Origin of the sequence: Nocardia huaxiensis (assembly GCF_013744875.1) — a bacterium.
Taxonomy (GTDB): domain Bacteria; phylum Actinomycetota; class Actinomycetes; order Mycobacteriales; family Mycobacteriaceae; genus Nocardia; species Nocardia huaxiensis.
In genome coordinates this window covers 3,663,138-3,688,922 of sequence record NZ_CP059399.1, presented here as the reverse complement: position 1 = coordinate 3,688,922, position 25,785 = coordinate 3,663,138, and the positions used below count along the sequence as shown (strand labels likewise).

The 25,785-nt window shown below is 68.5% G+C and carries 27 protein-coding genes; 8 read left to right on the top strand and 19 right to left on the bottom strand.

What is annotated here, in order from left to right:
- Positions 1–108 precede the first annotated feature (108 nt).
- Entirely contained in the window at positions 109–477 is a 369-nt protein-coding gene (locus tag H0264_RS16420) for an Rv2175c family DNA-binding protein (RefSeq protein WP_181584769.1), read from the bottom strand.
- 108 nt (positions 478–585) lie between these two features.
- Between H0264_RS16420 and pknB the strand changes: the two genes are divergently transcribed.
- Complete coding sequence (gene pknB / locus H0264_RS16415; RefSeq protein WP_220139994.1) at positions 586–2,589, top strand: Stk1 family PASTA domain-containing Ser/Thr kinase; 2,004 nt, start codon at positions 586–588, stop codon at positions 2,587–2,589.
- 4 nt (positions 2,590–2,593) lie between these two features.
- Here the strand turns inward: pknB and H0264_RS16410 are convergent, their stop codons facing one another.
- Genes H0264_RS16410 through H0264_RS16395 form a run of 4 tightly spaced genes read right to left on the bottom strand, consistent with a single transcriptional unit; the run spans position 2,594 to position 6,676 of the window.
- Entirely contained in the window at positions 2,594–3,148 is a 555-nt protein-coding gene (locus H0264_RS16410) for an LppA family lipoprotein (protein WP_220139993.1), read from the bottom strand.
- Between the two features lie 23 nt (positions 3,149–3,171).
- Complete coding sequence (locus H0264_RS16405) at positions 3,172–4,923, bottom strand: alpha/beta hydrolase (protein ID WP_181584766.1); 1,752 nt, start codon at positions 4,921–4,923, stop codon at positions 3,172–3,174.
- 1 nt (position 4,924) lies between these two features.
- On the bottom strand, positions 4,925–5,236 hold the full coding sequence (locus H0264_RS16400; RefSeq protein ID WP_276514551.1) for a type VII secretion target: 312 nt from the start codon (positions 5,234–5,236) through the stop codon (positions 4,925–4,927).
- Positions 5,237–5,287: 51 nt separating this feature from the next.
- On the bottom strand, positions 5,288–6,676 hold the full coding sequence (locus H0264_RS16395) for a class II 3-deoxy-7-phosphoheptulonate synthase (protein ID WP_181584764.1): 1,389 nt from the start codon (positions 6,674–6,676) through the stop codon (positions 5,288–5,290).
- Positions 6,677–6,811: 135 nt separating this feature from the next.
- Between H0264_RS16395 and H0264_RS16390 the strand changes: the two genes are divergently transcribed.
- Positions 6,812–7,312 carry a polyadenylate-specific 3'-exoribonuclease AS gene (locus tag H0264_RS16390; RefSeq protein ID WP_181584763.1) on the top strand — a complete coding sequence of 167 codons (501 nt, stop codon included), beginning with the start codon at positions 6,812–6,814 and terminating at the stop codon, positions 7,310–7,312.
- 93 nt (positions 7,313–7,405) lie between these two features.
- Here the strand turns inward: H0264_RS16390 and H0264_RS16385 are convergent, their stop codons facing one another.
- The 8 genes from H0264_RS16385 to H0264_RS16345 form a co-directional block, all read right to left on the bottom strand.
- Positions 7,406–8,131: a lysophospholipid acyltransferase family protein gene (locus H0264_RS16385; RefSeq protein WP_181584762.1), complete on the bottom strand. Its 726-nt coding sequence runs from the start codon at positions 8,129–8,131 to the stop codon at positions 7,406–7,408.
- 133 nt (positions 8,132–8,264) lie between these two features.
- On the bottom strand, positions 8,265–9,272 hold the full coding sequence (locus tag H0264_RS16380; RefSeq protein ID WP_181584761.1) for an ROK family glucokinase: 1,008 nt from the start codon (positions 9,270–9,272) through the stop codon (positions 8,265–8,267).
- Positions 9,269–9,844 carry a hypothetical protein gene (locus H0264_RS16375; protein WP_181584760.1) on the bottom strand — a complete coding sequence of 192 codons (576 nt, stop codon included), beginning with the start codon at positions 9,842–9,844 and terminating at the stop codon, positions 9,269–9,271. The genes H0264_RS16380 and H0264_RS16375 overlap by 4 nt, the downstream gene beginning before the upstream one ends.
- Positions 9,841–11,580 (bottom strand): ArsA family ATPase, encoded by a 1,740-nt coding sequence (locus H0264_RS38625; RefSeq protein WP_244976206.1) that lies wholly within the window; start codon positions 11,578–11,580, stop codon positions 9,841–9,843. The genes H0264_RS16375 and H0264_RS38625 overlap by 4 nt, the downstream gene beginning before the upstream one ends.
- A gap of 32 nt (positions 11,581–11,612) precedes the next feature.
- Positions 11,613–12,050, bottom strand: coding sequence for an SRPBCC family protein (locus H0264_RS16360; protein WP_181584759.1), 438 nt, complete (start codon positions 12,048–12,050; stop codon positions 11,613–11,615).
- A gap of 36 nt (positions 12,051–12,086) precedes the next feature.
- Positions 12,087–12,476 (bottom strand): SRPBCC family protein, encoded by a 390-nt coding sequence (locus H0264_RS16355; RefSeq protein ID WP_181584758.1) that lies wholly within the window; start codon positions 12,474–12,476, stop codon positions 12,087–12,089.
- Between the two features lie 10 nt (positions 12,477–12,486).
- The gene (locus tag H0264_RS16350) at positions 12,487–13,668 is read right to left on the bottom strand and encodes a glycosyltransferase family 4 protein (protein ID WP_181584757.1); all 1,182 of its coding nucleotides are present in this window, start codon (positions 13,666–13,668) and stop codon (positions 12,487–12,489) included.
- A 45-nt stretch (positions 13,669–13,713) separates the two neighbouring features.
- Positions 13,714–14,331, bottom strand: a complete 618-nt coding sequence (locus tag H0264_RS16345; RefSeq protein ID WP_181584756.1) for a TetR/AcrR family transcriptional regulator — start codon at positions 14,329–14,331, stop codon at positions 13,714–13,716.
- Between the two features lie 89 nt (positions 14,332–14,420).
- On the opposite strand from H0264_RS16345, the gene H0264_RS16340 reads away from it, so the two are divergent.
- The 3 genes from H0264_RS16340 to H0264_RS16330 all read left to right on the top strand — a co-directional run bounded on the left by H0264_RS16340 (position 14,421) and on the right by H0264_RS16330 (position 16,624).
- Positions 14,421–14,813 (top strand): nuclear transport factor 2 family protein, encoded by a 393-nt coding sequence (locus H0264_RS16340; RefSeq protein ID WP_181584755.1) that lies wholly within the window; start codon positions 14,421–14,423, stop codon positions 14,811–14,813.
- A complete protein-coding gene (locus H0264_RS16335) occupies positions 14,810–15,247 on the top strand; it encodes an SRPBCC family protein (protein WP_181584754.1) in 438 nt (145 codons plus the stop codon). Before H0264_RS16340 ends, H0264_RS16335 begins: the two co-directional genes overlap by 4 nt.
- Before the next feature lie 153 nt (positions 15,248–15,400).
- Positions 15,401–16,624, top strand: coding sequence for a S8 family peptidase (locus tag H0264_RS16330; protein ID WP_181584753.1), 1,224 nt, complete (start codon positions 15,401–15,403; stop codon positions 16,622–16,624).
- A 16-nt stretch (positions 16,625–16,640) separates the two neighbouring features.
- Here the strand turns inward: H0264_RS16330 and H0264_RS16325 are convergent, their stop codons facing one another.
- The 3 genes from H0264_RS16325 to H0264_RS16315 form a co-directional block, all read right to left on the bottom strand.
- Positions 16,641–17,645, bottom strand: coding sequence for a hypothetical protein (locus tag H0264_RS16325; protein ID WP_181584752.1), 1,005 nt, complete (start codon positions 17,643–17,645; stop codon positions 16,641–16,643).
- 24 nt (positions 17,646–17,669) lie between these two features.
- Complete coding sequence (locus H0264_RS16320; RefSeq protein ID WP_231086609.1) at positions 17,670–18,695, bottom strand: NlpC/P60 family protein; 1,026 nt, start codon at positions 18,693–18,695, stop codon at positions 17,670–17,672.
- Positions 18,696–18,926: 231 nt separating this feature from the next.
- Positions 18,927–19,550, bottom strand: coding sequence for a C40 family peptidase (locus tag H0264_RS16315; protein ID WP_181584750.1), 624 nt, complete (start codon positions 19,548–19,550; stop codon positions 18,927–18,929).
- A gap of 610 nt (positions 19,551–20,160) precedes the next feature.
- Here H0264_RS16315 and H0264_RS16310 point away from each other — a divergent pair.
- Positions 20,161–21,942: a DEDD exonuclease domain-containing protein gene (locus H0264_RS16310; RefSeq protein ID WP_244976205.1), complete on the top strand. Its 1,782-nt coding sequence runs from the start codon at positions 20,161–20,163 to the stop codon at positions 21,940–21,942.
- Here the strand turns inward: H0264_RS16310 and H0264_RS16305 are convergent.
- A complete protein-coding gene (locus H0264_RS16305; protein WP_181584748.1) occupies positions 21,932–22,315 on the bottom strand; it encodes a hypothetical protein in 384 nt (127 codons plus the stop codon). The genes H0264_RS16310 and H0264_RS16305 overlap by 11 nt on opposite strands.
- A 108-nt stretch (positions 22,316–22,423) precedes the next feature.
- Here H0264_RS16305 and H0264_RS16300 point away from each other — a divergent pair, with 108 nt between their 5' ends.
- Positions 22,424–23,032, top strand: a complete 609-nt coding sequence (locus tag H0264_RS16300) for a class I SAM-dependent methyltransferase (RefSeq protein WP_181584747.1) — start codon at positions 22,424–22,426, stop codon at positions 23,030–23,032.
- A 10-nt stretch (positions 23,033–23,042) separates the two neighbouring features.
- Here H0264_RS16300 and H0264_RS16295 read toward each other — a convergent pair whose 3' ends face one another.
- Positions 23,043–23,684, bottom strand: a complete 642-nt coding sequence (locus H0264_RS16295; protein WP_181584746.1) for a helix-turn-helix transcriptional regulator — start codon at positions 23,682–23,684, stop codon at positions 23,043–23,045.
- Here H0264_RS16295 and H0264_RS16290 point away from each other — a divergent pair.
- Complete coding sequence (locus tag H0264_RS16290; RefSeq protein ID WP_181584745.1) at positions 23,675–24,838, top strand: oxygenase MpaB family protein; 1,164 nt, start codon at positions 23,675–23,677, stop codon at positions 24,836–24,838. The genes H0264_RS16295 and H0264_RS16290 overlap by 10 nt on opposite strands.
- A gap of 25 nt (positions 24,839–24,863) precedes the next feature.
- On the opposite strand, the gene H0264_RS16285 is transcribed toward H0264_RS16290, so the two are convergent.
- The gene (locus H0264_RS16285) at positions 24,864–25,709 is read right to left on the bottom strand and encodes a helix-turn-helix transcriptional regulator (protein ID WP_181584744.1); all 846 of its coding nucleotides are present in this window, start codon (positions 25,707–25,709) and stop codon (positions 24,864–24,866) included.
- Positions 25,710–25,785: the final 76 nt, after the last annotated feature.

Genomic DNA, 25,785 nt, shown 5'->3' with positions numbered 1-25,785 from the left:
TGCCTGGGCCGTGCCCACTCCCCTATTACTCCTCGCGCGGGAGCACCCTCTCCGCCGTGCCCCGATGCGCAAGCATCGAGGCACGAGAGAGCTCAGAGATGGGACTGCTCAGAACGGATCGGCCGCCGCGCGGCGGATCACCTCACGGGCCAGGGGGCCGTGCAGGGCGTCGATCGGGCGGCCGGGGAGTGAGTCGTCCTCGGTGTAGATCCACTGGAGGATTTCCTCGTCGGTGTATTTGGCGTCACGCATGACCGTGATCAGGCCGGTGAGGTGCTTGGCGACCTCGCCCGTGGAGTCGAAGAACTCCTTGGGGATTCCCAGCACGCCGTCGCGGCGGACCGCGATGATCTGGTGGTCGCGCAGCATCTGATGCACCCGCGTGACCACCATGCCCAGCTGCTCGGCTACGTCGGGCAGCGGGATCAGGGTCACCGAATCCGGCAGGACGTCTTCGCTGAAAGGAATGGCACTCACGCCGATAACGGTAGTCCCCCGTGCCGCTCCCGTCGCATCACACCCCGGCGCGACTACCATCGGGTGAGCCGCACCGGGCGGCGAGTACATCGGAAGGGCTGTAGTCAGTTGATCGGCGAGATGCTGGAAGGGCGCTACCGCATCGACGCGCCGATCGCGCGTGGCGGTATGTCCATGGTGTTCCGGGGGGTTGACGTCCGCTTGGACCGCCCGGTCGCCATCAAGGTGATGGACCCCAAATTCGCCGGCGACCCACAGTTCCTCACCCGGTTCGAACTCGAGGCCCGCGCGGTCGCCAAACTCAAGCATCCGTCGCTGGTCGCCGTGTACGACCAGGGCGTGGACGGCGATCATCCGTTCCTGATCATGGAATTGGTCGAAGGCGGCACCCTGCGCGAACTGCTGCGCGAACGCGGCCCCATGCCGCCGCACGCGGTGCGCGCCGTCGCCGAACCCGTACTGCAGGCCATCGGCGTGGCACACGCGCACGGCCTCGTGCACCGCGACATCAAACCGGAGAACGTGCTCATCTCCGACTCCGGCGAGGTGAAGATCGCCGACTTCGGCCTCGTGCGCGCCGTCGCCGAGGCGGGCATCACCTCCGACAGCGTCATTCTCGGCACCGCCGCCTACCTCTCCCCCGAACAGGTCACCAGCGGCAATGCCGACGCACGCAGCGACGTGTACTCGGCGGGCATCCTCATCTTCGAAATGCTCACCGGGAAAACGCCGTTCAGCGGCGACACCTCCATCTCCATCGCCCTGCAGCGGGTCGACAAGGACGTGCCCAGCCCGAGCCGCCTGATCACCGGCGTGCCACCCGAGATCGACGAACTGGTCGCACACGCCACCGCCCGCGAACCCGCGCACCGCTACGCCAACGCCACCGAGATGGCCAACGATCTGCACCGCATCGCGAGACAACTGCAGCTACCCGACTACCGGGTGCCCGCGCCCCAGGATTCCGCCGAACACCTGAGCTCGCGCTACCGCGCCCCCGCGGCCGCTCCCGCTCCCCGCGCGCACGCCCCCGCCCGGCCCGCACCGCCCGGCGCGAACGACGCCACCACCCACATCCCGGTCGATCCCCCGACCACCGTGCACCCGCCGCAGCATCAGCAGACCAGAGTCATGACCGCGGCCCGCGAGATCCCGCCGGACTACGCACCTCCCGCCCCGCCCGGCCCGCCGCAACGCCAGCCCGCCCCCCGCTCCGACCTGATCGAGGACAGAGGCAGATCCCGGCGCACCGTCGCCATCTGGCTGGGCATCGTGATCACCCTGGCCCTGCTGCTCGGCATCGGCGGCTGGTGGGTCGGAGTCGGCAGATTCGAGGCGGTGCCCTCCATCGCCGGCCTCGACAAGGACAGAGCCGTGGCCACTCTGGAGAGCGCGGGCTTCCGGACCGAGCTTCGCCAGAAGGCCAGCGATGTCATCCCGGAAGGCAATGTGGTCGGCACCGATCCGGCCGCCGGTTCCAAGGTCACCAAGGGTTCCACTGTCGCGATTCTCATCTCCAGCGGCAAACCGAAAGTCCCGGATATCACCGCGGGACAGGACGTCAGCAGTGTCAACCAGGCCATCCGCGATGCGGGCCTGACCCCGGTGGATGCCGGTGAGGTCGGCAGTACCGCTCCGAAAGGCACTGTCGCCAAAGTAGATCCCGCCCCCGGCACCATCCTCCCCGCCGGCGCGAACGTGAAGGTCTACAAGAGCAAAGGCTCCCAGCCGGTCAAGGTCCCCGACGTGCGCGGCAAAACCGAGGAAGAGGCGACCACCGCCCTCCAGACCGCCGGCCTCTCCGTGAAATCCATTCGCAGCGAATACGACGCCAAGGTCAAGGGCGGCCAGGTGGTCGGCACCGACCCCGCCGCGGGCTCCACCGTCGACTCCGGCGACGGCGTGGTCCTCATCGTCAACTCCGGCGTCTCCGTCCCCGACGTGCGCGGCGACAATGTGGCCTCGGCCCGCAACGAACTCCAGGCCGCCGGATTCAAGGTGGTTGTGCAGCAACTGTTCTCGAACGACAACTCGATCGTCGTCTCCCAGAGCATCCAGGCCGGGACCGCCGCCGAACCGGGGTCGACGATCACCATCGTCGCGCTGCCGTAGCTGTTCAGCGGGCGGTCGTGGGACCGGGCACGGTCGGCGGCGTGAGCTTCGCGGCGGGCAGGTGGCAGCCGGTCTGAGGACTGAGCACCGTGTTGACCTGAGAACCGAAGTAGAGGTCGATGCCGTCACCCTTGGCGTAAATCTGCACGCTGTGGTCCCCGGGCAGGTCCGAATACTGCGTCATTCCGTCGGCGCCGTGTTTCGCGGCAATCTCGCGGACTCGGCGCAGGGCCTCCGGCCAAACGTCATCCGGCAGCGGAGTAGCAGAGACATACTGCCCGATGTGGACGGCCTCGCCACCTGTTCCGTCGAAACGCCGGTCGGTGCAATTGACCCTGCTGACCTCACGCTTGAATTCCCAGGTCATCCCGGGAACCAACGCCGCGACCTCGTTTTCCATCTCTACGACCATGGCGAGTAGATCGTTCTGCGCCTGCTCGAGGGAGGACCGACGCTTCAATTCATCGAGCGCACTCTGACTCTGATCAGGCCCTTTGGGGTCGTCGTGCTTCACGCATCCGCTCAGGAGGATTGAGCAGGCAGCAACGCTCACGCCCACCAGACGGAGTGTTGAGCGGCGGATCATGGGCCCTCCGGAATCTTGTACGGCAGGTTGGGAAATCCTTCGACTCGCGCCTGGCTGTAGACGCCGGTGAGCACGGACGCCATATTGTGCACGGTCATTCGGGTTTGCCCCTCACCGGCGCTGCGCGGATAGTCACTGTGACCGCTGGCGCCAACGTATTCAACCCCGTCCACGACAGTCTTCTGCGTCTCGAGGCTGATCCATCCCGGTGTGTCGGTGGGACCGAAGCCGAACCGGTTGATCTTCGCGACAGGATCGTCGGGTGTAGCCATGGTGAATACGTGGCCATATTCGAGGCCATAGTCCTTGGGCTGTACCAGTGCATCGCCGACTCGCGGCGTCATGTGGTCCGGCATCTCACCGCCGAGCCCAGGCGAGCCATACAGCACCACATCGTCCACCGGCTGCTTGCCTTGGCTCCACAGCTGTTGTAGCGCAAGGCTGGTCGTCGTGGAGCCGTAGGAATGGCCCAGTGCGGTGATGTGCGCATTCTCGTTTCCGGAAGCTCGTTGCGACGCATCCAAGCCGTCATAGAAGTTCGCGAGCGCACCGGCCCCAACCTCCGCGCGGTCCGGGGAGGTAACTCCGACAAGTCCCTCGACAAGACCTACCGGATCACCGGTAATACTGGGAACACCCACATTCTGCGGTGGCTCGTACCCGAGCCACGCAATCGTTGCGACGGATTCATCCGCTCGGCCCGCATTCGTCAGCAAGTCCTGTGAGTGGAACCGTAGCTGTTCCGCCTCGCTGACCATGCCGCCCAGCGAATCCGCCGCATTCGTGTTGAGGCCCGGCACCGTGACCGACACGTGAGTGGCCGTATCCGGATTGCCGATCGCGATGGCGGCCTCGACGTGTTCGCCACCGCTCGCGTCCAGCACCATGAGCAGCCGGTCGGGTGTCCCGTCTGGCAGGGTCGAGCGGTTCTCCACCTGTGCGCGAATGGCTTTGACGTCGTCGATCTTGCCCTGGATCACCTTCTGCGCCTGCGAGGTGTCGGCGGTGGCCAGCTGCGTCTGCAATTCCCGCTCGGTGTAGCCGAGGATGCTGACATTCGCCTTGTGCCGGTCCAGGGCCGGAAGACCGTCGAGGGCACCGACGGTCTGCGGCTGGGTGGCGATCATGTATTCGCGCTGGTCCTCGGTGAGGGAATCCCACCAGGCCCGGTTCGCGGTGGGATCGGATTTCGCCGGGGCCTTGTCCGCGTTCGGGCGGGTCGGGATGTTCGCCATCGTCCCGGCCTCGGCGGGGGCCATGGCGCGCAGATCGGCTACGGCGGCGGCGATATCGGGTGCCCAGCGGGCATCACGGCGGCCCAGATCGTCGGCGAGACCTTGGAGGCGGACGGTCTCGTTGGTCTCCTCCTCGGAGTCGCCCAGACCGGTCACCACCCAGTCCTGGGATACCGCACCGCCCGCGCCCTCGACGGTTTTCACCGCCGCCTGCAGGGTGTCGATCGGGTGGCTCATATCGCGATAGGCCGCGCGGCAGTAGCTGCCGATATTGCTGTAGGCGTTGATGATTCGACCGATGTCGGTCCATTCCTCGTCGGCGCGCCCGGTGGCGGCGGTGCGGGCCGCACCGGACCAGTCCAGATCGTGGATTGCGCCGCGCATGGAGGCGCGAATGCCATTGATCCCGGGTTCGATGCCGGCATCGCCCTTTTCGGTTTCGACGGAGTCGGCGATCTCCCGGAGCGTGTCGATCTTCCAGGTGAGCACCTGGTCTTTGGTGGGGCGGGCCATGTCAGCGCGCCTGGTTCAGATCGGGCAGGGCCGAGAAGCGGGCCGCGACATCCGTGTCCTGGCCGCTGTAGAGGGCGGCTCCGGTGTCGAGCAGCTGGCCGAACGCGTCGAGCCGGGATTGCAGGACGGTCTTGGCCTGGGCGCTGGCCGGGTCGGCGTCGCCCAGTGCTGCGGCGATGGCCGATCCCGCCATGCCGGTTACGCCGCGACTGGCTCCGAGGTGCGGAACCTTGCCGGTGTCCGCGACCTCGTCGCTCATCGTGCGTAGCCGGTTGGCCGTCGTCTTCAGATTTTCAGGTGTGACACTGAACAAAGCATCCCCCAAGGTCTCATTTCAGACCTTGGCAGACTAACAGCGAACTTTTCAGCGCAGCATTTCGGCGACCAAAAAGGCCAGCTCCAGGGACTGCTGGGTGTTCAGGCGGGGGTCACACGCCGTCTCGTAGCGCTCTTCGAGGTTCAGGTCGGAGATGTCCTGAGCGCCGCCGAGGCATTCGGTGACGTTCTCACCGGTGAGTTCGATGTGCAGGCCACCGGGGTGGGTACCGAGAGCGTGGTGCACCTCGAAGAAGCCCTGAACCTCATCGACGATGCGATCGAAGTGGCGGGTCTTGTAGCCCGTGGAGGCTTCGTGAGTGTTGCCGTGCATCGGGTCGCACTGCCAGATCACCTGATGGCCGGTGGCCTGGACCTTTTCGATGATGGCGGGCAGCACGTCGCGGACCTTGCCATTGCCCATGCGAGCCACCAGGGTGAGGCGGCCGGGCTCGTTGTTCGGGTCGAGCCGCTCCACGTATTCCACCGCCTGTTCGGGGGTGGTGGTGGGGCCGATCTTGAGGCCGATGGGGTTGGCCAGCAGTTCCGCCAGCGCGATGTGCGCGCCGTCGAGCTGACGGGTGCGCTCACCGATCCACAGGAAGTGGGCGGACAGGTCGTAGAGAATGGGCTCACCGCTGACCGGGTGCTCACTCAGGCGCAGCATGGCCCGCTCGTAATCGAGCACCAGGGCCTCGTGCGAGGCGTAGATGCGAGCGCTGGACAGGTTCGGATCGTTCACGCGGCAGGCGTTCATGAACGCGAGGGCGCGATCGATCTCGGTGGCCATGGCCTCGTAGCGGGCGCCGGCGGGCGACTGGGCGACGAACTCACGGTTCCAGTCGTGCACCTTGTGCAGGTCGGCCATGCCGGCGCTGGTGAGCGCGCGCACCAGGTTCATGGCAGCCGAGGCGTTGGCGTAGGCGCGCACCAGACGCGACGGATCGTGTTCGCGCAGCGCCGCATCCGCGACGAGCGAGTTCACCATGTCACCGCGGTAGGACTTGAGCCCCAGCGAATCCACATCGGCCGAGCGCGGTTTCGCGTACTGCCCGGCAATGCGCGCCACCTTCACCACGGGCAGCGACGCGCCGTAGGTGAGCACGACCGCCATCTGCAGCAGCGTCCGGATATTGCCGCGAATGTGCGGCTCGGTGTTGTCGGCGAAGGTTTCCGCGCAGTCACCACCCTGCATGAGGAAGGCCTCGCCACGGGCCACCTCGGCCAGCCGCAGCTTCAGCTCCTCCACCTCGGCGGGCACGCAGATGGGCGGAACACTCTCCAGCACGGTGCGCATGCTCGCGGCCTGGTCGGGATCCCAGGACGGCTGCTGCAACGCGGGGCGGGACAGCGCATCGTCGAGGCGCCGACGCAGCTCGGCGGGCAGCGGAGGAAGTTCCGGCAAGCGATCGATCGGTACGTCGACGGTCCAGTTCACCCGTTCAGAATACGGACCGCGCAATACCCGCGAACCACCCCCAGGGCTGGAATCACTCACACCAGCGCCGCGACCTAGGGTAAAGAGCCCACACAGTGTCGGCAACGACCACGACCGAGAAGAAAGCCGAGCTCTTTGAGGTACTTTTACGATTGCGAATTCATCGAGGACGGAACGGTCATCGACCTCGTGTCCATCGCCGTGGTGTGCGAGGACGGGCGCGAATACTACGCAATCTCCACCGAATTCGATGAGAGCAAGGCTGGGCCGTTCGTGCGGCGGTATGTGCTGCCGCAGTTGCCGCCGCCGTCGTCGCCGCTGTGGAAGAGCCGGGAGCGGATTCGGGAGGATCTGTACAAGTTCCTGGTGCCGCGGCCGGGGGTGGAGCCGGAGCTGTGGGCGTGGGTGGGGGCCTACGATCATGTGGCGCTGTGCCAGCTGTGGGGGTCGATGGTGGATCTGCCCAATGCGCTGCCTCGGTACACCAATGAGCTGCGGCAGCATTGGGATCAGCACGGGAAGCCGGCGTTGCCGCCGGTGCCGAAGGACGCGCACGACGCGCTGGCCGATGCGCGGCACAACTACGCGAAGTTCGAGGCCATCGAGGCGCATCGGCGGCGGCAGGCTGTCTCGTAGCGCCACGCGGGCGCCCGCAGAATTCGGGTACACATGCGAAAGGGCCGGGATCTCGAGTGGATCCCGGCCCTTTCGTCGGCTGAGGGGTGAGCCTCAGCCCGCCATGGTCTGCGGCATGCGGTCGGCGTCGGGGCGCGAGCCCGAGGGGACGCCCTTCTTCAGGCTCGCGGCGTACACGTCCACGTACTCCTGGTCGCCCATCCGCATGAGCTCGTACATGATCTCGTCGGTGACGGCGCGTTCGACGAAGCGGTTGCCGCCCATGCCCTCGTAGCGCGAGAAGTCGATCGGCGCACCGAATTTCACGGTGACCTTCTTGCGGCGCCAGCGGAACGGGCCGGGCGGGCACACCTCGTCGGTGCCGATCAGAGCCACCGGGATCACCGGGACACCGGTCTCCAGGGCGAGGCGTGCCACCCCGGTCTTGCCCTTGTACAGGCGGCCGTCCGGGGAGCGGGTGCCCTCCGGGTACAGGCCCACCAGACGGCCCTCGTTGAGCAGCTTGCGTGCGGTGTTGAGGGCGCTCTCGGCGGCGGAGGCGCCGGAGCGGTCGATCGGGTACTGGCCGGTGCCGGCGAAGAAGAACTTCTGCAGGCGGCCCTTCAGGCCCGGAGTGGTGAAGTACTCGGCCTTGGCCAGGTAGGTGATGCGGCGCGGGCTGGCCAGCGGAGTGAACAGCCAGTCGGTGAACGACAGGTGATTGCCGGCCAGGATCGCTGCGCCGTCCTCAGGGATGTTCTCCAGGCCCTCGAATTTGGGCCGGTTGTAAAGATGGATGAACGGTCCCACCAAGACGAATTTCAGCAGCCAGTAGAACATCTCGTCCTTTCCCCTGTTTCGATACCCGGGACCGGCTCCGTTGCGGGCACCACACTCGACTAGCGACTCTACCGCTGAGACCTGTGTGTGACCAACCGCTCCCCCCGAAAAGTGGCGGGTTCGAACACAGGTTTTACGTGCGGTAACCGTCCGCCTGCGAACCTACGGTGACGTAACCGGGAAGGGCCGCGCGCGCCAGTTCCGCCGCGCCGATCATGCCTGCCGCCTCACCCAGTTGCGCGGTGCGAATCCGGGCCAGCCGGCGATGCCGGGCGCCGGTGATGGAGGCCGCGTAATGCTCGCGCGCGTCGTCGAGGAACAGTGGCGCGGAAGTGCTGACGCCACCGGCCACCACGATCAGATCCGGGTCGAAGATATCGCTCACGAAGGCCAGCCCGAGCCCGAGCCAGCGCGCGAAATCGGCCATCACTTCCAGGGCGACCGGATCGCCGTCCTGGGCCGCGCCCGCGACCCGGCGACCGGTGAGCGCGCCCGGTTCCCGCTTCACCTCACGGGCGAGCACGGTGGACCGCTGCGGGTCGGTGGCGAGCATCTCCAGCGCGGTGTCCACCAGAGCGGTTCCGCTGCAATACCTTTCCCAGCAACCACGTTTGCCGCAGGCGCAGGCGCGTCCGTTCGGCACCACCTGCAGGTGACCGAGTTCCGGTGCGACACCGTAGCTTCCGCGATAGAGCTGCCCGCCGACCAGCAGCGCGGCCCCGATCCCGGTGCCGATGGCCACCAGCACCACATTGCGGCCACCCGCGGCCGCGCCGAACCGGTGTTCGGCCCACAGCGCCGCGTTGGCGTCGTGTTCCAGGATCACCGGCAGTCCGAGCCGATCGGTGAGCCGCTGCGCGACCGGGGCGTCCTCCCAGGGTAGGTGGGGCGCGAAACGCACTGTGGCACGGTCCTCGTCGACGAATCCGGCCACCGCGAGACCGACCGCGCCGATGGCGTGCCGGCCGCACAGTTCCCGCACGGCCCGTGTCAGCCCGTCCTCGAGGGCGCGCGCCGAATGCGGCGTCGGCGCGGTCACGGTGTCGAGGACTTCACCCGAACCGTCCACCACGGACGCGCGAATATTGGTGCCGCCCACATCGATTCCCACGGTCAGCGGCACGTCCGATACCCCCGTCATGCCTTGATGGTGACGTGGATGGGGACATAGCCGGGCCGCGCCGCCTTGCGCCCGCCGCCCTGACCGCCTGCGCGGCCGGGCTTTTCACCGGCGGGCCGCCTGGCGGTGCCGGGACCCCGGCCGAATCGCCCGGTGGTGTCGTCGCCGCGCTCGGCCGAATCCGGTTTCGGGTCAACCGAATCCCCGGCGCGGTCGGAGTGCTCGCCCCGCGGATCCGCCGAATCGTGGTGGCGGGGGTTGTAATCCGGCGACTCCGGGTCCAGGTCGGGCGGGATGACCGGCTCCACCGGCACCCCGGCGAGCGCCTCGCGCAGCACGGTGACGATGGCGGTGCCGTGCTCGGCGATGGAGGCCACCACATCGTGATGCTGCCCGCGCACGACGGCCGCCGCCGCGCACACCGGGCACCAGCTGCAGCTGTCCCAGTCCGTGCGCCCGTCGGCGGCGGTGCGGCGCAGCACCGGTTCGACGCGTTCGAGGACCGCTTCGGCGAGCAGCTTCAGCTCCTCGGCGAACTCACCCAGGTTCTGGTCCGGATGCGGGGTGCGGGAATGGTCGTGAGTGGTGTTCATTTCGGCCAGACCTGCGGGTCGGGCCGGAATCGGATCACCAGCTGTTCTCCGTCGAGTTCGGCGGCCTCGACCGTGCACCGCCGCAATACCGGCGCCAGCCGCAGGCGGCGCCGCACCCCGTCCGCTCCCACGATCAAATCGTCCTCCACTCGTCCCAGCTGCAGGGTCGACGGATCGACCACGGGTAGATGCATGCGCATCGCGAACACGGAATCCACGCCCGCCTCCGACTCCAGCCGCACCACCGGCCCACCGTCGGCGGACAGCACACCGTCCGCATCTGAGCCAAGCATAGGGACCGGACCCGATCCCACCCAGTTACCACTCGCGTCGATCGCGTACGAGAGCGCCGACAGCGAATTCAGCCCCACCGGTTCCGCGCCCGCGTGCGCGATCACCGCGACCCGGATGCCGCCGACGCCACCCATTCGCCGCCGCAGTTCGGCGACCACCTGGAGCTGTTCGCCACGGCGATTCGAATACCACTGCACGGCGGGATGCGCCGCGGCAGCGGCCTGGGCAGGCTGTCCGGCGGCCTGGGCGAACGGCCCGGCAGGCGACGCGGACGGCCCAGCGTGCGGGGGTCCACCGGCGGTGCCGTCGGCCGCGAGCATGTCCGTATAGGACGCCTGCGCGGTGTTCGGATCCTGGTGCGACGGTGGGGCATCCATAGGCGGCATGACATCGCCATCCCCGGGCCGTGCCGGTTGAAACCCCTCGGTCCGATCACCGGGTCCGGCCGAGGGCACGGTCATCGCACCGCCCGAAGCGGCAAAGGTCCTGGGCCCCATGCCCGGCACCGCGCCACCGGATCCGGTCCGGCGCGCCGGGACTCCCCCGTCGAACCACGGCGAATGCGGAGCGGCGCCGGTGTTGGACCATGACGGACCGAGTTCGGCCACGGGCCTCGCGGTGCGCTCGGCCGGATTCGGGCCGGCGGTGCGGTCGCCCGGATTCGTGGCGGGCCCGGGCGCGAACATGTCATCCGGCGCGGGCAGCTCCGGCAGCACCTTGTTGACCAGGACCGCGTCCAGGCGCAGGCCGAGCAGGGCTGCGGCGGAACGGACTCGGGCCGATTCGGCGACGGCGACCTGTTCTGCCGCCGTGACCAGTTTCGCGCCGGTGCGTTCGCGGTCGGCGATGAGATCGCGGGCCTTGGTGACGGCCGAGGCGATCTCCTGGACGGTGGCGGCGAGCAGCGCGCGTTTGAGGTCGCCGCCGATGGCGGTCATGGTGCGGTTGTGGGCGGGCCACACCCGCTCCAGGTAGCCGAGCAGCATGTCGGGGGCGGTGATGATGCGCAGCATGTCGGCCGAGGGTGGGCAGTCCAGGATGATGACGTCCCACCGGCCGGCATCGGCGTAGTCGGTGATCTCCAGCAGTGCGAGGATCTCCTGTACGCCGGGCAGGCCGGTCAGTTCGGCGGGATCGAGTGCGCTCAGGTCGAATCCGTGATCGTGGCCCGCGCCGGCGGCCAGCGCCACCACGCCGCGGAAGCGATCCTCCAGCAGCGCAAGGGAATCGACTTCGATCACGTCGAGGCCGGGCTGCACCGAGGCCACACCGGGTGTGACGCCGGGCTGGTGCTGGAAGCGGAATCCCAGTGCGTCGCCGAGGGAATGGGCCTGGTCCAGGGACGCCAGCAGCACCCGTCGTCCCTGCCGCGCGTAGGCGAGGGCGGTCGCGCATGCCAGCGTCGTCTTCCCCACGCCGCCCTTGCCGATGAACAGCTCCACCCGGGTGGAAGGGCGCTCGGTCCTGCTCGCGGTCAGCCTTCGACCCGTTTCTTGAGTTCCTTCAGGGCCGTGTCGGTGATGACCTTCTCGGCTTTGCGTTTGAACATGCCGATCATGGGGATGTTCAGGTCGACGGTGAGCTCGTACACCACCTGGGTGCCGCCGTCGGGCAGGGCGATGAGCTCGTAGGTGCCGTCCTGCGCCTTCTGCAGGTCACCGGCGACGAGGGTCCAGCTGACCGCCTTGCCGTCCGGCCGCCAGGTGTAGGACAGCGTGTAATTGTCCTTGACGACCCCGGCATCCAGAACGAACCGGGCAGTGCGGGCGCGCCCGTCCGGGTACTTCTCCAGCACTTCGACCGAGCGGGCCGCGGCGACCCATTCCGGATACGACTCCAGATCCGCGATCACGGCCATCACTCGATCCGAGGGGGCGTCGATCACGATCGACCTCTGAGTCCGATCGGCCATGGGTGGCAACGCTTCCTTTCCGGTGGTGACGTACGGTCAGCGCGCCGCGGGCGCTACACCGGCCGGGCGGCCGGCCTCGAGCCTGGCCTTGATCTCGAAGGACATCTTCTTCCCCGCGACCCGGCGCACCCGATTGGCGGCCATGAGATCCCGGATGGACATACCTTCGACGCCGCCCTTGGGTTCGGCGTGCAGGAAGTAGTGCAGGATCACCCCGTCGAGCATGGACTCCAGCCACACCTCCATGGTGCCGTCCAGCGCCCCGGTGACCGTCCAGCGAATTCCCTTGTCGCCCCGGTCTTCCCGCACCTGCAACTGCAGGTCCGGCCACCATTGACGCCAGCGGGCCCGATCTGCCAGCACCTCGCCCACGGCCGAGCCCGGCGCGGCGACGAACGTCTGGTCGGCAACCTGGATACTGCTCACGCCGCTGAGCCTAGCGCAGGTGGTGGATCTGCTCGGTGTCTGCTGTGCCCGGCTCGGTGCCGGCGCTGCCGAGCAGCTCGCGCAGACGCGCGCCCATGAGGTCCCAGCGCCATTGCCGCTGCACCCACTGCCGGCCCGCCGCACCCATGGCCGCGGCGGCGTCGCGATCGGAGAGGATCTCCACGATGGCGTCGGTGATGGCCTGGATATCGCGGCCGCCGACCACCCTGCCGGTCTCACCCTCGCGGACGGTTTCGGGCGCTCCGCCCGAATTGCCCGCGACCACGGGCACTCCCGTCGCGGAGGCTTCCAGGAACACGATGCCGAGACCCTCCACATCGAGGCCGAAACCGCGCGTGCGGCACGGCATGGCGAAGACGTCGGCGATGGTGTGGTGGGCGGCGAGCTCCTTGGACGGCACGCGCCCGGTGAAGATCACGTCCTTGGACAGTCCCATGGCATCGGCGAAGACGCGCAGCTTCTCCTCGTACGGGCCGCTGCCCGCGATAACCAGCACGGCCCCGTCCACCCGCCGCTTGATCTCCGGCATGGCCGTGATCAGCATGTCCTGCCCCTTGCGCGGAACGAGGCGGGACAGGCACAGAATGGTGGGCCGGTCCCCCAGCCCGTAGCGGGCGCGCAATTCCGCGCGCGCCGCCGGATCCGGTTTGAACACCTCGGAATCCACTGCGGGCGGCAGGTATTCGAGCGCCGACTGAGCTCCGAAGGCCGCCGAGAACCGCCGCCGCGTGTACTTGCTGACATAGGTGACGACATCGGTGTGGTCGCCGATCACGCGCAGCGCCTGCCGCGCCCCCGGCAGCATGGACCAGCCCACCTCGTGCCCGTGCGTGGACGCGAGGATCCGTTCCGCGCCCTTGCGCCGCAGCACCGGCGACATCAGGGCCAGCGGCGCGGCCGCCCCGAACCACACGCGATCGCACTGCTCGTCGCGCAGCAGTTTGGCCGCGCGCCGCATGACCAGCGGCGTCGGCAGCATGAGCGTGGTGGGATGGCGCACCACCTGGAACGGCTGGGCCGCGTCGAACTTGCGATGGCTGTCCCCACGCCAGCGTGGCGCGTAAACCACCAGCTCATCGGGCGGCAACTGCAGGGTCAGCGCATGCAGGTACGACTGGATTCCGCCCGGTCGCGGCGGGAAGTCATTGGTAACCAGCAGCGTTCGCCCCATATGCCTTAACCTACTGCACCCGCTGCGGGCGCTCCCGGCACGCGTCTACGAGGCGCGGCGATCGGCCGCCCCACCGGAATGCAACAGCGTTCCGTCCAGGGTGGCCTGCAACTGATCCCGCAATTGGGATCGCGTCATGGCCGGATCGACGAAGGCCAGGGTGCACACGCGGCGCAGGGACAGCTGGAGCTCCTCGGCCTGCGCGGTGGTCAACTCCGGATGTGCCAGCGCGACGGTCTCCATCAGCCCGATCAATTCGGTGGTCAGCACCTCCTCGAGCGCGGCGCGGAAGGTCCCGGCATCCAGTTCGACCGCTGCCAGCGCAGAGGGCTGCACGTAATGGATTGCGGCCCAGGCCAGGGTGTCCAGACTGGCCGTCAGCAGCGCACGCGGATCGGTCTGTGCCAGCGTCGCGTGCTCGCGCCGGAAATCCGCGCACACCCGCTGCAGGTTCGCCGGATCCATGCCGAACAGCACCAGCGCCCGTTTGCTCGGGAAGTAGTGGTAGAGCCCGCCCACCGACATGTGCGCGTGTTTGGCCACCTGTGTCATGGTCAGTTCGCGGGTGCGCCCCGGGAGCAGCAGCGGCCGGACCGCGGTGAAAATCTCCTGCTGCCGCGCCAGCCGGTCTTCCCGTGGGCGGCCGGGTTTTCCGAATCCCATGGCCGATTCCTCTCGGTAACTCCTCCGACTATGGCATTCGACCTGCACTATTGGCGACGATCGGCAGGAATGGAACAGAGGAGCCGACCATGTCTCAACCCGAGCTCGACCTGATCGAGCGCGTCTACCGCGCCTTCGACACCCACGATTTGGCCGCCATCGCAACACTTTTCAGCCCGGAGGTGCAGATCCGGCAGACCACCGAGCTGCCGTGGGGCGGCCATTTCCGGGGACACGCGGGCGCGGCCGAATTCTTCACGACACTGCTGAAACATATCGACAGCAAGGTGATTCGCGAACGGCTGTTCGTCGCGGGCGACCGGGTGGTGCAGACCGGGCGCACCGTGGGGACGACCGCCGCGGGTGTCGCCTTCGATGTCCCGGAGGTGCACGTGTGGCGGGTCCATGATGGACGGATCACCGCCTACGACGCCTACATCGACACCCCCGCCATGCTCGCGGCCCTCGGCGGCCGGCCATGACGGAGCTGGTCGCGGAGACGCGCATCGACCGTCCCGCCGCCGCGGTGTGGGCACTGCTCGCCGACTACGGCAATGACCCGCGCTGGCGGCGAGGCGTGCACACCATGGCCCCGGAGCCGCCGGGACCGGTGACGGCGGGCACCCGCACCGCCGAGGTGCTCCGCTTCGCCGGGCGGACCTACCTCAATAACGGCGAGGTGCTGGCGGTCGAGCCGGGCCGCAGTTTCCGCTGGCGTACGACCAGCGGCGTGCGCGCCACCGGTTCCCGCACCGTCGAACCGGCCGGGGCCGGCAGCTGCGTGGTGCGGCTGCGGGTGCACATCCAGCCCTCCGGTGTGGATCGGCTGGTGGCGCTGGTGTTCGGCGGCCTGTTGCGGCGCAACCTGATCCGGGATCTGGAGCGGTTCCGCGTCCTCGCCGAATCGAATGCGTGAGCAGGTTCCCAGTCGCCCGTCTCCTGCATGAACGGCGCAGGTACACGGCGCGAAGGCGGGTCGACACAGGTACCGCGGTACTCGTGACCGGTCCGCGCGCAAGGCCGACTCTGAGGAGGTCATCGGTTCAGTAGTCAGACCAGGGAGGCAACGATGACTGATCCATTCACAGGCCCCGCCGATCAGAAGACGATCATCCTGCGCGCACCGGCGGTGGGCGCGACGCGTGATCCCTTCGACGGGCCCGGCGCACTGCCGTTCGACGCGGCCGAGGCCGCCGCGAACATTCGGGTCGAAGTCGACGAGCGGCTGGATCGCCGCAGTTTCGGCACCATGGTGAACGACGCGACCGTACTGGCCTTCGCGCCCGCCATGCCGATGAAACTCATCGAACCGATGGAGGCCGCACCAGGTTTCGAGACCGAGGTCGGTCCGGCCACCTGGGGCGTCACCGCGGTGGGCGCACCGAACTCGCCGTTCACCGGCAAGGGGGTGACGGTGGCGGTGCTGGACACCGGCATCGACGCCACCCATCCGGCGTTCAAGGGCGTCGACCTGGTGCAGCGCGATTTCACCGGAACGGGCAGCGCCAAGGACACCAATGGGCACGGAACCCATTGCGCGGGCACCATCTTCGGTCGTGACATCGACGGCCTGCGCATCGGCGTCGCGAACGGGGTGGAGAAGGCCCTGATCGGCAAGGTGCTGGGCGGTCCCGCGGGCGGCGGCAGTGATGTGCTGTGCCAGGCGATGATGTGGGCGGCCGACAATGGGGCGCACGTCATCTCCATGTCGCTGGGCATCGACTTCCCGGGCTGGGTCAAGGAATTGGTCGACACTCACGGATTCGGGATTCCCGCTGCCACATCCATCGCGCTCGAGCAGTATCGCGCGAATATCCGCCTGTTCGAACAGCTCTCGAACCTGCTCGGGGCCCGCGCGGCCGTGGCCCAGACCATGTTCATCGCCGCCGCGACGGGCAATGAGAGCGAACGCACGGCCAATCCGCCGTTCACGATCAATGTCGCGCCGCCGGCCGCGTCGGCGGGCATCGTCGCCGTCGGAGCGCTCGGTCAGACCCCGGCCGGGCTGAAAGTCGCGTCGTTCTCCAATACGCGTGCGACGGTTTCGGCTCCGGGCGTGAATGTCACCAGCGCCAAGGTCGGTGGCGGCACCACCGCGAAAAGCGGCACCAGCATGGCGACACCGCATGTCGCCGGGATCGCGGCGCTGTGGGCGGAGAAGCTGACGCAGCAGGGGGCGCTCAATCCGGTGCTGTTGCAGGCGAAGGTGATCGGCTCCACCACCTCGAGCGGCCTGGCGCCGGGCAGCGACGCGCTCGACGTGGGTGCGGGACTCGTGCAGGCGCCCGTGTGAGGACCTGCGCTGCGGGTCAGGCGGCTTCGCGACTGCGGGCGGTGATCCAGGACCGCCAGTCGGTGCGGAAGGCCGGTCCGGAGACGCCGAGCGTGTCCTGCAGGATCGTGTCGACGGCGGCCTGGTCCTTCGGCCCGGTCGCGAGCCGGCGATACAGGTTCACCAGCGCCGGGTCGCCGAACTGCGCGGCAATAAAAGCGCAGGCGGCCCAGCCCTGTTCGTAGGCGAGCGCGGCCTGCCCGCTGGCGGGTTCGTACTGTGCGTCGGGCGGCAGATCGGCGGGCAGGTCACCGGTGCGGGCGCGCGAGATGAGCGTGGGCGCGATCTCGGCGATCGGCTTGCGGGTGCTGCGATGCGCGGTGTACTCGGCGAATCCCTCGAGCATCCACTGCGGTGACCCGTCGACGGTGACCGCCCGCGTGGCGACATGGGTGAGCTCGTGCCGCAGCACCGTGCGCAAACCGTCCGCGCCCAGCCGTTTTCCGGCTTCGGGACCGAAAACCACCCGCTGCCCTTCGGGTTGGGTGCCCGGGTGGAACGGATCGGCGACGGTGGCCGCCGCGACCTCGGCGGGCACATCACCGGTGGCGTGGGTGAGCGCGGCGAATTCCGACGGGCTGGACGCGACCACCACGACCGGCGCCTGCGACCAGTCGTTGCCCCACAGCGCGCTCACCGCGACGGTGGCCGCCATGAGTTCGTTTGCCAGTACATCGATCTCGCTGCGCCGCGCCGGATGCCCGAGCACCACCCCGACCTTCCCGGATCCGGTGAGCACCGGTTCGGCCACGACTTTCCCGTAGGAGTCCATGATCCGCCGCAGCTGCGGCACCTGCGGGTCGGTGGCCACCAGCCCGGCGTCCCCCGGCACCACCGCACGGATCTTGGGCAGCACCGAATTCGGCATGATGAGCAGCGCCCCGCAGGCCGCGGTGAGCCCGGTGACCATCACACAGGTGAGGACGAACTGGAATCGTCGTTTGGCCGACAACCAGCCGCGAGCCTGTCGCAGTGCGCTCATTGCCACCCTCGGGTCAGGAGCCGGTCAGAACCGGCGCGCCGAATTGAATGGTGTGGACCCCATCGGCGCGACCTGGACCGGGACGCCGAATGTGGAGGCGTGCAACATCAATCCATTGCCCGCGTAGATGCCCACGTGTGAGATCTCAGGGTAGAAGAAGACCACATCGCCGGGCTGCAGGTCCTTCTCGGCCACCGGGGTGCCGAAGCTCGCCTGCTGCTGGCTGGTGCGCGGCACGCTCTTGCCGACCTGCTTGAACGCCCACTGCACGAGGCCGGAGCAGTCGAACTGGTCGGGACCGGTTGCGCCCCAGACATAAGGAGCGCCGATGCGGGTGAGCCCGGCCGCCAGCGCACTGGTGCCGCTGCCGGGGACCAGGCCGCGCAGCAGGGTGTCGCGGTCGAAGCCGGGCGGGAAGGGGGTGCCGGCCAGGGCCGAGCGGTCGCCCGCGGAGAGCTGACCCCAGGCGGCGATCACGCCGGCGATGGAGCCTTGCAGCGCGGCGCGTTTCGTTTCGAGGTCGGTGCGCAGCGCGTCGGCGGCGGTGCTGGCCGCGCGGGCGGCGTCGGCGGCGGCGCGGGCGGCGGATTCGGCGGCCGCGGCCGCGTCGCTGGCCTGCTTGTATTGGCTCACTTGCCGATTGGTGCGCGCGCCCATCAGATCCACGATGGACATCTGATCGAGCAGCTGCTGCGGTGAGTCGGCGGCCAGCAGGGAGCTGAGCTGATTGCTGCGGCTGGTGAGCAGGGCCGAGGTGGCGGCCCGGTCGATGGCCGGCTGATACTTGCGGATCTCGGCCTTGGCCGCGTCGAGCGCGGCGGCGGCGACGGCGGCCTGGTCATCGGCGGTCTTCAGCGCCGCGAGCTTGGTGTCGAGATCGGCCTGGGCGCCGAGCGCCTGCTGATTGAGCTGTTCGGACTCCCGCGACAGGTCGACCAGCCGCTGTACCGCTTCCCCGGCGGTGGCCGGTGCGGCGACCGGGTCGGCTGTCGCGGGGGCGGTGCCGGATGCTCCGAGCACGACCACCCCGATCGCCAGAGCGCCTCCCACCAGGCGCGCACTTCGATATCCCCGTGCACGGTATTTCGGTGTTCGATCGTTCCGCTGCGCTGCCACCTTTGGCATGTCCCGTTCTCTTACCCCAAGCCGGAAAAGAAGGTCTCGATAAGATTACGAAACGGCGACCGCTTGTGTCCAGTAGGCCACGGAACAATTACGGTCGCCGCTTCGTGCGCAGGTCAGGCAACTGTTTGTCGCAGTTGCGCCGCCCGCGGCCGAGTCTCAGACGCGCCGTGCGCCCGCGAACGGCATGGACGAGATGGGGGCAACCTTGACCGGCTGACCCGAGGTGGAGGCGTGCACGACCTCGCCGTTGCCGACGTACATGCCGGAGTGGCTGCCGCCGTAGAACGAGACGATGTCGCCGGGCTGCAGGTCGTCCATCGACACCGGGGTGCCGGAGGCGAGCTGGTCGTAGCTGGTGCGCGGGATGCTCACGCCGGCCTGGGCGTAGGACCACTGCATGAGGCCGGAGCAGTCGAAGGCGTTCGGGCCGGCGGCGCCGTACACGTACGGGGAGCCGACCTTGCTCAGCGCGGCGTCGACCGCCATCTGATGCACGCTCTGCTGCGGCGCGGCGGGCGCGCCCGGCACCTCGACGCCCGGGAGGGCGGGGATCTGCACCGGAATCGATTCCGGCACACCGGGGATGCCCGCGGGGAGCTGGATGGCGTCGGGCACATCGAAGGTGCCGACGCCGGGGATGGTCACCGGCTGGGCCGACGCGGGGGTAGCGGGCAGCAGCAGCGCGCTCAGCGTGGCAGCGCCGACGGCACCGGCTGCGGCGGCGCGCTTGGCATTGCGCTGCATGCCCCGGACCTGTCGCTTGACGGTGGTGGTCGCCATGGTGAGGAACTTCCAATCTGCCCCGCGACGCCGCACCGGTTTGGTGGGTCGGACTCCGCGAGGTCTCAGGAAGATTACGAGGACATAACGGTGGGTTGTAAAGCTGCGGGATGACCCGGGTAGTCCAAAAGTGTTACGCACCCTCATTTCGGTGCGACAAAGGTCACACCAATCACGAAACAATAACGAGCGGCGTTTTGTCCGGAGCATCCAGACGGCTACCGGCGGGTAAAGATCAGGTGCTCGAGACGCTCGCGACCTGGACGAATTCCCTATAACACCAGGTCAGCGTCGAGGCTCCCGACCTGGGGCGGACCGACTCGCCAGTGCGACACGCCCGACCGCGCGGACCCGGGACAGCACGCACCGGAGGCGGACGCGAACCAACCGTCCCCTTTCCCAAAATTGATACACTTTTCGAATCTTTGTGACCCTGGTCACAAAGAAGCATATTTCCGCAATTCGGGGATTTCATCTCGAGAATCTCGACGAGATATTCAGACATATCCCCTGGTCGATATTCCACAGTGGTATTCCGGCGCATTCGCCCGGTCACGGGCCGATTCGTTCCGGCCCGACCTGTCGGACCCCGCGCCTACAGTTGCTGGCCGTGTCCGAACAGTTGGCCTTCGACGAGCTCGAAACCCCGCTCTACGACACGACGTTCGTGGTCGTGGACCTGGAAACCACAGGTACCAGCCCCGACGGCGACGCCATCACCGAGATCGGCGCGGTGAAGGTGCGCGGCGGCGAGGTGCTCGGCGAGTTCGCCACCCTGGTCAATCCCGGTTGCGCGATTCCACCGCAGATCGTGCACATCACCGGCATCACCACCGCCATGGTCATGGACGCCCCGCCGATCGAGTCCGTGCTGCCCGGCTTCCTGGAGTTCGCCGCCGGCGCGGTGCTGGTCGCCCACAATGCCCGCTTCGACACCGGCTTCCTGCGCGCCGCCGCGGCCCGCTGCGCGCTGCCGTGGCCGGCCTTCCAGGTGGTGTGCACGGTGCAGTTGGCCCGCCGTGTCCTCAGCCGTGACGAAGCGCCGACGGTGAAGCTCGAAATGCTCGCCCAGATCCTGGGTTCCGAGACCCGGCCCACGCACCGCGCCCTCGACGATGCCCGCGCCACCGTGGACGTGCTGCACGCCCTGATCGCGCGGGTCGGCAATCAGGGCGTGCACAGCCTCACCGAGCTGGTCGATTACCTGCCGGAGGTGACGCGCCGCCAGCGCGCCAAACGCACTCTCGCCGCGAACCTTCCGGACACCCCGGGCGTCTACCTCTTCCGGGGTCCTTCCGATGAAGTCCTCTATATAGGGACCGCGGTGAATCTCCGCCGCCGGGTGCGCAACTACTTCACCGGTTCCGACACCCGCCCGCGCATGCGCGAGATGGTCCAGCTGGCCACCCGCGTCGATCACGTCGAGTGCGCGCACGCCCTCGAGGCCGGCGTCCGCGAACTCCGCCTGCTGCTGGCCCACACCCCGCCCTACAACCGCCGCTCCAAGTTCCCGCAACGCGCCTGGTGGCTCACCCTCACCGACGAGCCCTTCCCCCGCTTCGCCGTCTCCCGCACCCCGACCCGGGATGCCCTCGGCCCCTTCACCTCCCGCGCCGACGCCCTCGACATCGCCGCCACCGTCGCCGAGCACGCGGGCCTGCGCACCTGCACCACCCGCATCCCCCGCACCGGCCGCCACGATTGCCCGCCCGCCGTGGTCGGCGGTTGCCCCGCGAGCGCCGAAAACAGCGCGCTATATATAAAGGAATACTCCGCCGCGCCCGAGGCGGTCCGCGCCCTCTTCTCCGGCCGCAGCGACACCCTCCTCCACGCGATGCGTTCGAAACTCGAATCCCTCTCCACCGCAGAGCATTTCGAGGCCGCAGCCCGCCTGCGCGACCGCATGGTCCCGGTGCTCCGAGCCCTCCGCCGCACCCAGCGCCTCACCGCGCTGGCCGCCATCCCCGAACTGATAGCTGCCCACCCCGACGGCGCCGGTGGCTGGGAGTTCGCGGTTATCCGCCACGCCCGCCTCGCCTCCGCCGGCACCGCCCGCCGCGGCATCTCCCCTATGCCGGTCGTCGAACGCCTGGTGGCCTCCGCCGAAACGGTCATCCCGGCGCGGCTGACCGCTCCCACCGACCCGGCACCCGATCCGCTGCCCGGCGACGATCCGATCGCGGACAGCCCGTATCCCCCACTGCGCGGCGCCCTCCCGGAAGAAGCGGGCCTGCTCGCCCGCTGGCTGGAACAACCCGGCACCCGCATAGTCCGCACCACCCACGGCTACGCCGAACCCCGCCTCGGCGCCGGCCCCTGGCTCGCCTGGCTCACCCACGCGGAAGCCGCAGCAGCCGCCGAGAAATCCCAGGACCCGCCGCTCAACGAGTAGCAAGCACGATCACCATCCCGCCGCCGAGGACGAGATACCCGAGCAGACACAGCAATCCGAACGTCCCCACCGGCCCGACCAACGACTCGGGCCCGTGTTCACGGCCCACGAGCCGCGCCAGCGGAATGATCGCGTCATTGTCGTCACCGTCCACCACCGTCAGAGCGCTGAGGATCACCAGCACATCCGCCGCCACCAGCCACGGCACCATCCCGGGCGGAGCCAGATACCCGGCGATCACGAGCGGGCTGAGCAGTACGGGGAACGGCACGACCAACCACACCGCGATGATCGTGATCCACCCCGGCGCCAGCAGAATTCGCACCGCGACAACAACCACGGCGACCACCCACTGCGCCCACATGATGCTCATGGCTCCCCCTCCCGGTTCACGGTAGCGGGGCCCGGCCGCACACCGCCCCTACTTTCGGGCAGCAGCCCATCCACGACGAAAGCCCTTGCGCGCAGGCAGAATCAGGTGATGGAGGTCCCTGACGCGGAACGCTGGAACCACAACATCCACTATCACGGACTGCTGGCGGAGGCGGTGGCCGACGCCGGGCAGGTGCTCGACATCGGTTGCGGCGAAGGGATGCTGGCGCGCCGCCTGCGCGCGCAGGGCTCGGAGGTCACCGGGATAGACCTGCACGAGCCGAGCCTCGAGCGGGCGCGCGCGCAATCCCCCGACGGCGGCATCACCTACCTGAACGCCGACTTCCTCACCTATCCCTTCCCGCCCGAATCCTTCGACGGCATAGTCTCGGTCGCCGCGCTGCATCACATGGACACCACTGCCGCCCTCACCCACATGCGTGATCTGCTCCGCCCCGGAGGCACCCTGGCCGTGGTCGGCCTCACCCGCGATGCCTTCCCCCGCGACCTCCCGTACGTGGCGGCGGCATGGGCGGCCACCATCTGGCAGCGCCTGGTGCACTCCCAGTGGGAGCACGCGTCCCCGGTGGCGTGGCCACCACCGGAAACCTTTCCGGAATTCCGGGATCTGGCCACGAACCTCCTCCCGGGTTCCCGCGTCCGCCGTCACGTCCTCTGGCGCTATTCGCTGCTCTGGACGAAACCCGTGCACGCGTGACCGGCGGCGTCTAGGTGCGATTGCCGGGGCGGCGGCTGGGTGGGTGGCCGCGCCAGCGGTGGTAGGCGTGGCTGAAGGCGGCGGTGTCGGCGTAGCCGAGGCGGCGGGCGACCATTTCGACGGTGAGGCCCTGGGTGAGGAGTTCGTCGGAGAGGGTGGCGCGGATGCTTTGGCGGAGGTCTCGGAAGGTGGTGTGGTCTTCGGACAGGCGGCGGTGCAGAGTTCGCTCGGAGAGGCCGAGTTCGCGTGCGACGGCGCCGAGCGGCGGCATGGCGGTGGGGTCGCGCAGCAGGATGTGGCGGACCTGGGCGGCGGTGCCGGTGAAGCGGTGGCGCTGGTCGAGCAGGGCCTCGCACTGTGCGATGCAGATCGCCGCGACGTGGCGATCGGGGGCGGGGGTCGGCTGGTCCAGCAGCACCCGGGGAATCGTGAAAGCTGTTCGGTGCGCGCCGGATTCGATCTCGATGGGGATGTCGAAGAAGTTGAGCATGGACGCGCCGAAGGCGATCTCGGTCGGGGTGACGGTATCGCGCAGGTCGACGTGGATGGGCTGCCGCAGGTCGGCGACCAGGCGTAGCACCGTCGGTGAGATGAACAGCCCGGCTACCCGGGATGCCCCGACCAGGTCGCGGGCCAGCAGGAATGAGCGCACGTCGACTGGCACCCGACGACGCGGTCGACCGGGCACTCGCGGGCATGTCCCGCACCGACACCGTAATCGACAGCGTGGTAACAGATTTCGCGAATCTCGGTCGCGGCGCGGGCTGGCAGCTGCTGGCCGAAGCCCTCCGCACCCGCAACCCTGCCCCACCCGGCGCCCCGGATTCCCTGCGCGAACTCCTGACTCCGCTGCTGTCTCCACCTCCCTGGTTCGACCCGGTACTCGCGGCCCACGGCGCCCGCGTCTGGTGGCGTTTCGCGCCCGCCGTCATCATCGGCCTGGGCGGCAGCCTGCTCACCGCCTACAACTTCGGCGACCTGAACAAACCTCAGGCTCTGAACTCCCGCTCGGAGAAAATGGCCGCCCGCCGCTACGAGGAAACCGCCCGCTGGGTGCTGTCCGCCACCGCCCCGGGCGCCGTCACCCCCGGCGGCCCCGGCTTCGACGCCACCATCCGAATCCGCTTCGTGCACGCCATGGTTCGCCGCCATCTGCGCACCTCCGGCCGCTGGCGCGCCGACCTGTGGGCCGAACCCATCCACACCACCGGCATGGCGCTGACCATCGATGGCTTCCTGCTCCTCCCCCTGGCCATGTACGACCTGTTCGGAATGCCGTTGACCGAGCCCGAATCCGAATCCGTTCGCCACCTCTGGCACTGGATCGGCCACCTGATGGGCGTCCCGGATCCCCTGCTCCCCCACACCTTCACCGACGCGGAGAATCTCAGCCGCGCCGCCCTCACCCTCTTCGCCCCACCCGACGCCGACACCGAACTCCTCACCCGCGCCCTGCTGCGAGGCGGCCTCCGCGCCGAACGCGTTCTGCCCCAGCCACTGTGGCGCTACACGGCCCCGATCCTCCGCCCCGCCGTGTCCACCCTGATCTGGGGCGGCACCGGCCGCATCGTGAACGCCTACAACAACCCCGACACTCCGCCACCGCGCAATCATCCCGCCGTCCTGGCCCTCCGTCAGGCGGCCCGAATCCGGGAACCCTTGCGCCGCCGGGGTTTACTCGGCACCGACCAGGACATCGCCGTCCGGCAGCGCGGCATCCTGTCCGGCGCTCTGGATGCCATGCGCGCATCCACGGAGCCGGTCACCCCGGAACACGCGGTAACACCGGCTCGGACCCACACCTGATTCCCGTCCTTCCAGGCTGACCACATCAGCCTGCGACTACGGCGAGGCATACCGGACCATTGGCCGCGACCAGAAGGCCCGCCTGGAAACGGGTTTCTGCACCGAGCTGAGCCAGGACATCGGCAACGCGCCGGCGGTACGTACGCACGGATATGCCGAGTTTGCGGGCCGCGGGCGTATCGCCGAGCCCCTCGCTCATTGCCTGGAGCACGGCACGCGCCTGGACGCAGTCGCGATGTGAGCAGGGCAGTCGGTCGTCGCCGTGCGGGGGAAGGGGGGTGAAAAGGTGCAGCAGGAATGCGCGCAGCATGCGGGCCAGATGCGTATCCGTGGTCCGCAGTGTCCAGTTCGTGGCGTCACTACCGCGCAGGAATAGTATCCGCTGATCGACGACGAGCGCTTGTACCGGAGGCGATTCCACCACCTCGACGGTGACCGGCCCACGGCGGCTGCGTAATCGGGGCCGCAGGCCGATCGCTCGGCTGTCGGCCAGTCGTCGCGGCGCCGTGTAGGCCAGGCGCACGTCGAGCCCGTCCGGCAGCACAGGCAGGGCGGATCCCTGGCCGGGCCACAGCAGATCGAAGGCGATCCGGTCGATCGGCGTCACGCAGATGACTTCGCTGGCTGCCGACTCCAGGGCTTCGAATACGGAGTCGCGAGCTTCCTTTTCATCGCACAGCAAAGTTGTCGAATCATTGGTTGCGGATGTACCGCCACGGGTTGCCGCCGCATGCCGCAGGAGCTTCTCCGCCAGCATCATCGCTGATTCGAGATCCGCACCGGGATTAGAGCGCGACACCTCGCTGTCAACGTATCCATTCGGTGAATTACACAGCGAATCAACCGATCCCGCCGCCAGATTGCCGACCATACGCCATACCCCCTCCACGTGCAATACCAACCTTCGTACAGCGCGGTTGTCATGACATTGATCGCACTGCCCAAGA

What these genes read in the sequence shown, in the direction of transcription:
- H0264_RS16405 (WP_181584766.1), bottom strand. Translation starts at nt 4,923, where the DNA reads ATGGCCCGCCCCACCAAAGACCAGGTGCTCACCTGGAAGATCGACACG.
- H0264_RS16385 (WP_181584762.1), bottom strand. Translation starts at nt 8,131, where the DNA reads ATGTTCTACTGGCTGCTGAAATTCGTCTTGGTGGGACCGTTCATCCAT.
- H0264_RS16380 (WP_181584761.1), bottom strand. Translation starts at nt 9,272, where the DNA reads ATGACGGGGGTATCGGACGTGCCGCTGACCGTGGGAATCGATGTGGGC.
- H0264_RS16375 (WP_181584760.1), bottom strand. Translation starts at nt 9,844, where the DNA reads ATGAACACCACTCACGACCATTCCCGCACCCCGCATCCGGACCAGAAC.
- H0264_RS16360 (WP_181584759.1), bottom strand. Translation starts at nt 12,050, where the DNA reads ATGGCCGATCGGACTCAGAGGTCGATCGTGATCGACGCCCCCTCGGAT.
- H0264_RS16350 (WP_181584757.1), bottom strand. Translation starts at nt 13,668, where the DNA reads ATGGGGCGAACGCTGCTGGTTACCAATGACTTCCCGCCGCGACCGGGC.
- H0264_RS16345 (WP_181584756.1), bottom strand. Translation starts at nt 14,331, where the DNA reads ATGGGATTCGGAAAACCCGGCCGCCCACGGGAAGACCGGCTGGCGCGG.
- H0264_RS16340 (WP_181584755.1), top strand. Translation starts at nt 14,421, where the DNA reads ATGTCTCAACCCGAGCTCGACCTGATCGAGCGCGTCTACCGCGCCTTC.
- H0264_RS16335 (WP_181584754.1), top strand. Translation starts at nt 14,810, where the DNA reads ATGACGGAGCTGGTCGCGGAGACGCGCATCGACCGTCCCGCCGCCGCG.
- H0264_RS16330 (WP_181584753.1), top strand. Translation starts at nt 15,401, where the DNA reads ATGACTGATCCATTCACAGGCCCCGCCGATCAGAAGACGATCATCCTG.
- H0264_RS16325 (WP_181584752.1), bottom strand. Translation starts at nt 17,645, where the DNA reads ATGAGCGCACTGCGACAGGCTCGCGGCTGGTTGTCGGCCAAACGACGA.
- H0264_RS16315 (WP_181584750.1), bottom strand. Translation starts at nt 19,550, where the DNA reads ATGGCGACCACCACCGTCAAGCGACAGGTCCGGGGCATGCAGCGCAAT.
- H0264_RS16305 (WP_181584748.1), bottom strand. Translation starts at nt 22,315, where the DNA reads ATGAGCATCATGTGGGCGCAGTGGGTGGTCGCCGTGGTTGTTGTCGCG.
- H0264_RS16300 (WP_181584747.1), top strand. Translation starts at nt 22,424, where the DNA reads ATGGAGGTCCCTGACGCGGAACGCTGGAACCACAACATCCACTATCAC.
- H0264_RS16290 (WP_181584745.1), top strand. Translation starts at nt 23,675, where the DNA reads ATGAGCGCACGTCGACTGGCACCCGACGACGCGGTCGACCGGGCACTC.
- H0264_RS16285 (WP_181584744.1), bottom strand. Translation starts at nt 25,709, where the DNA reads ATGGTCGGCAATCTGGCGGCGGGATCGGTTGATTCGCTGTGTAATTCA.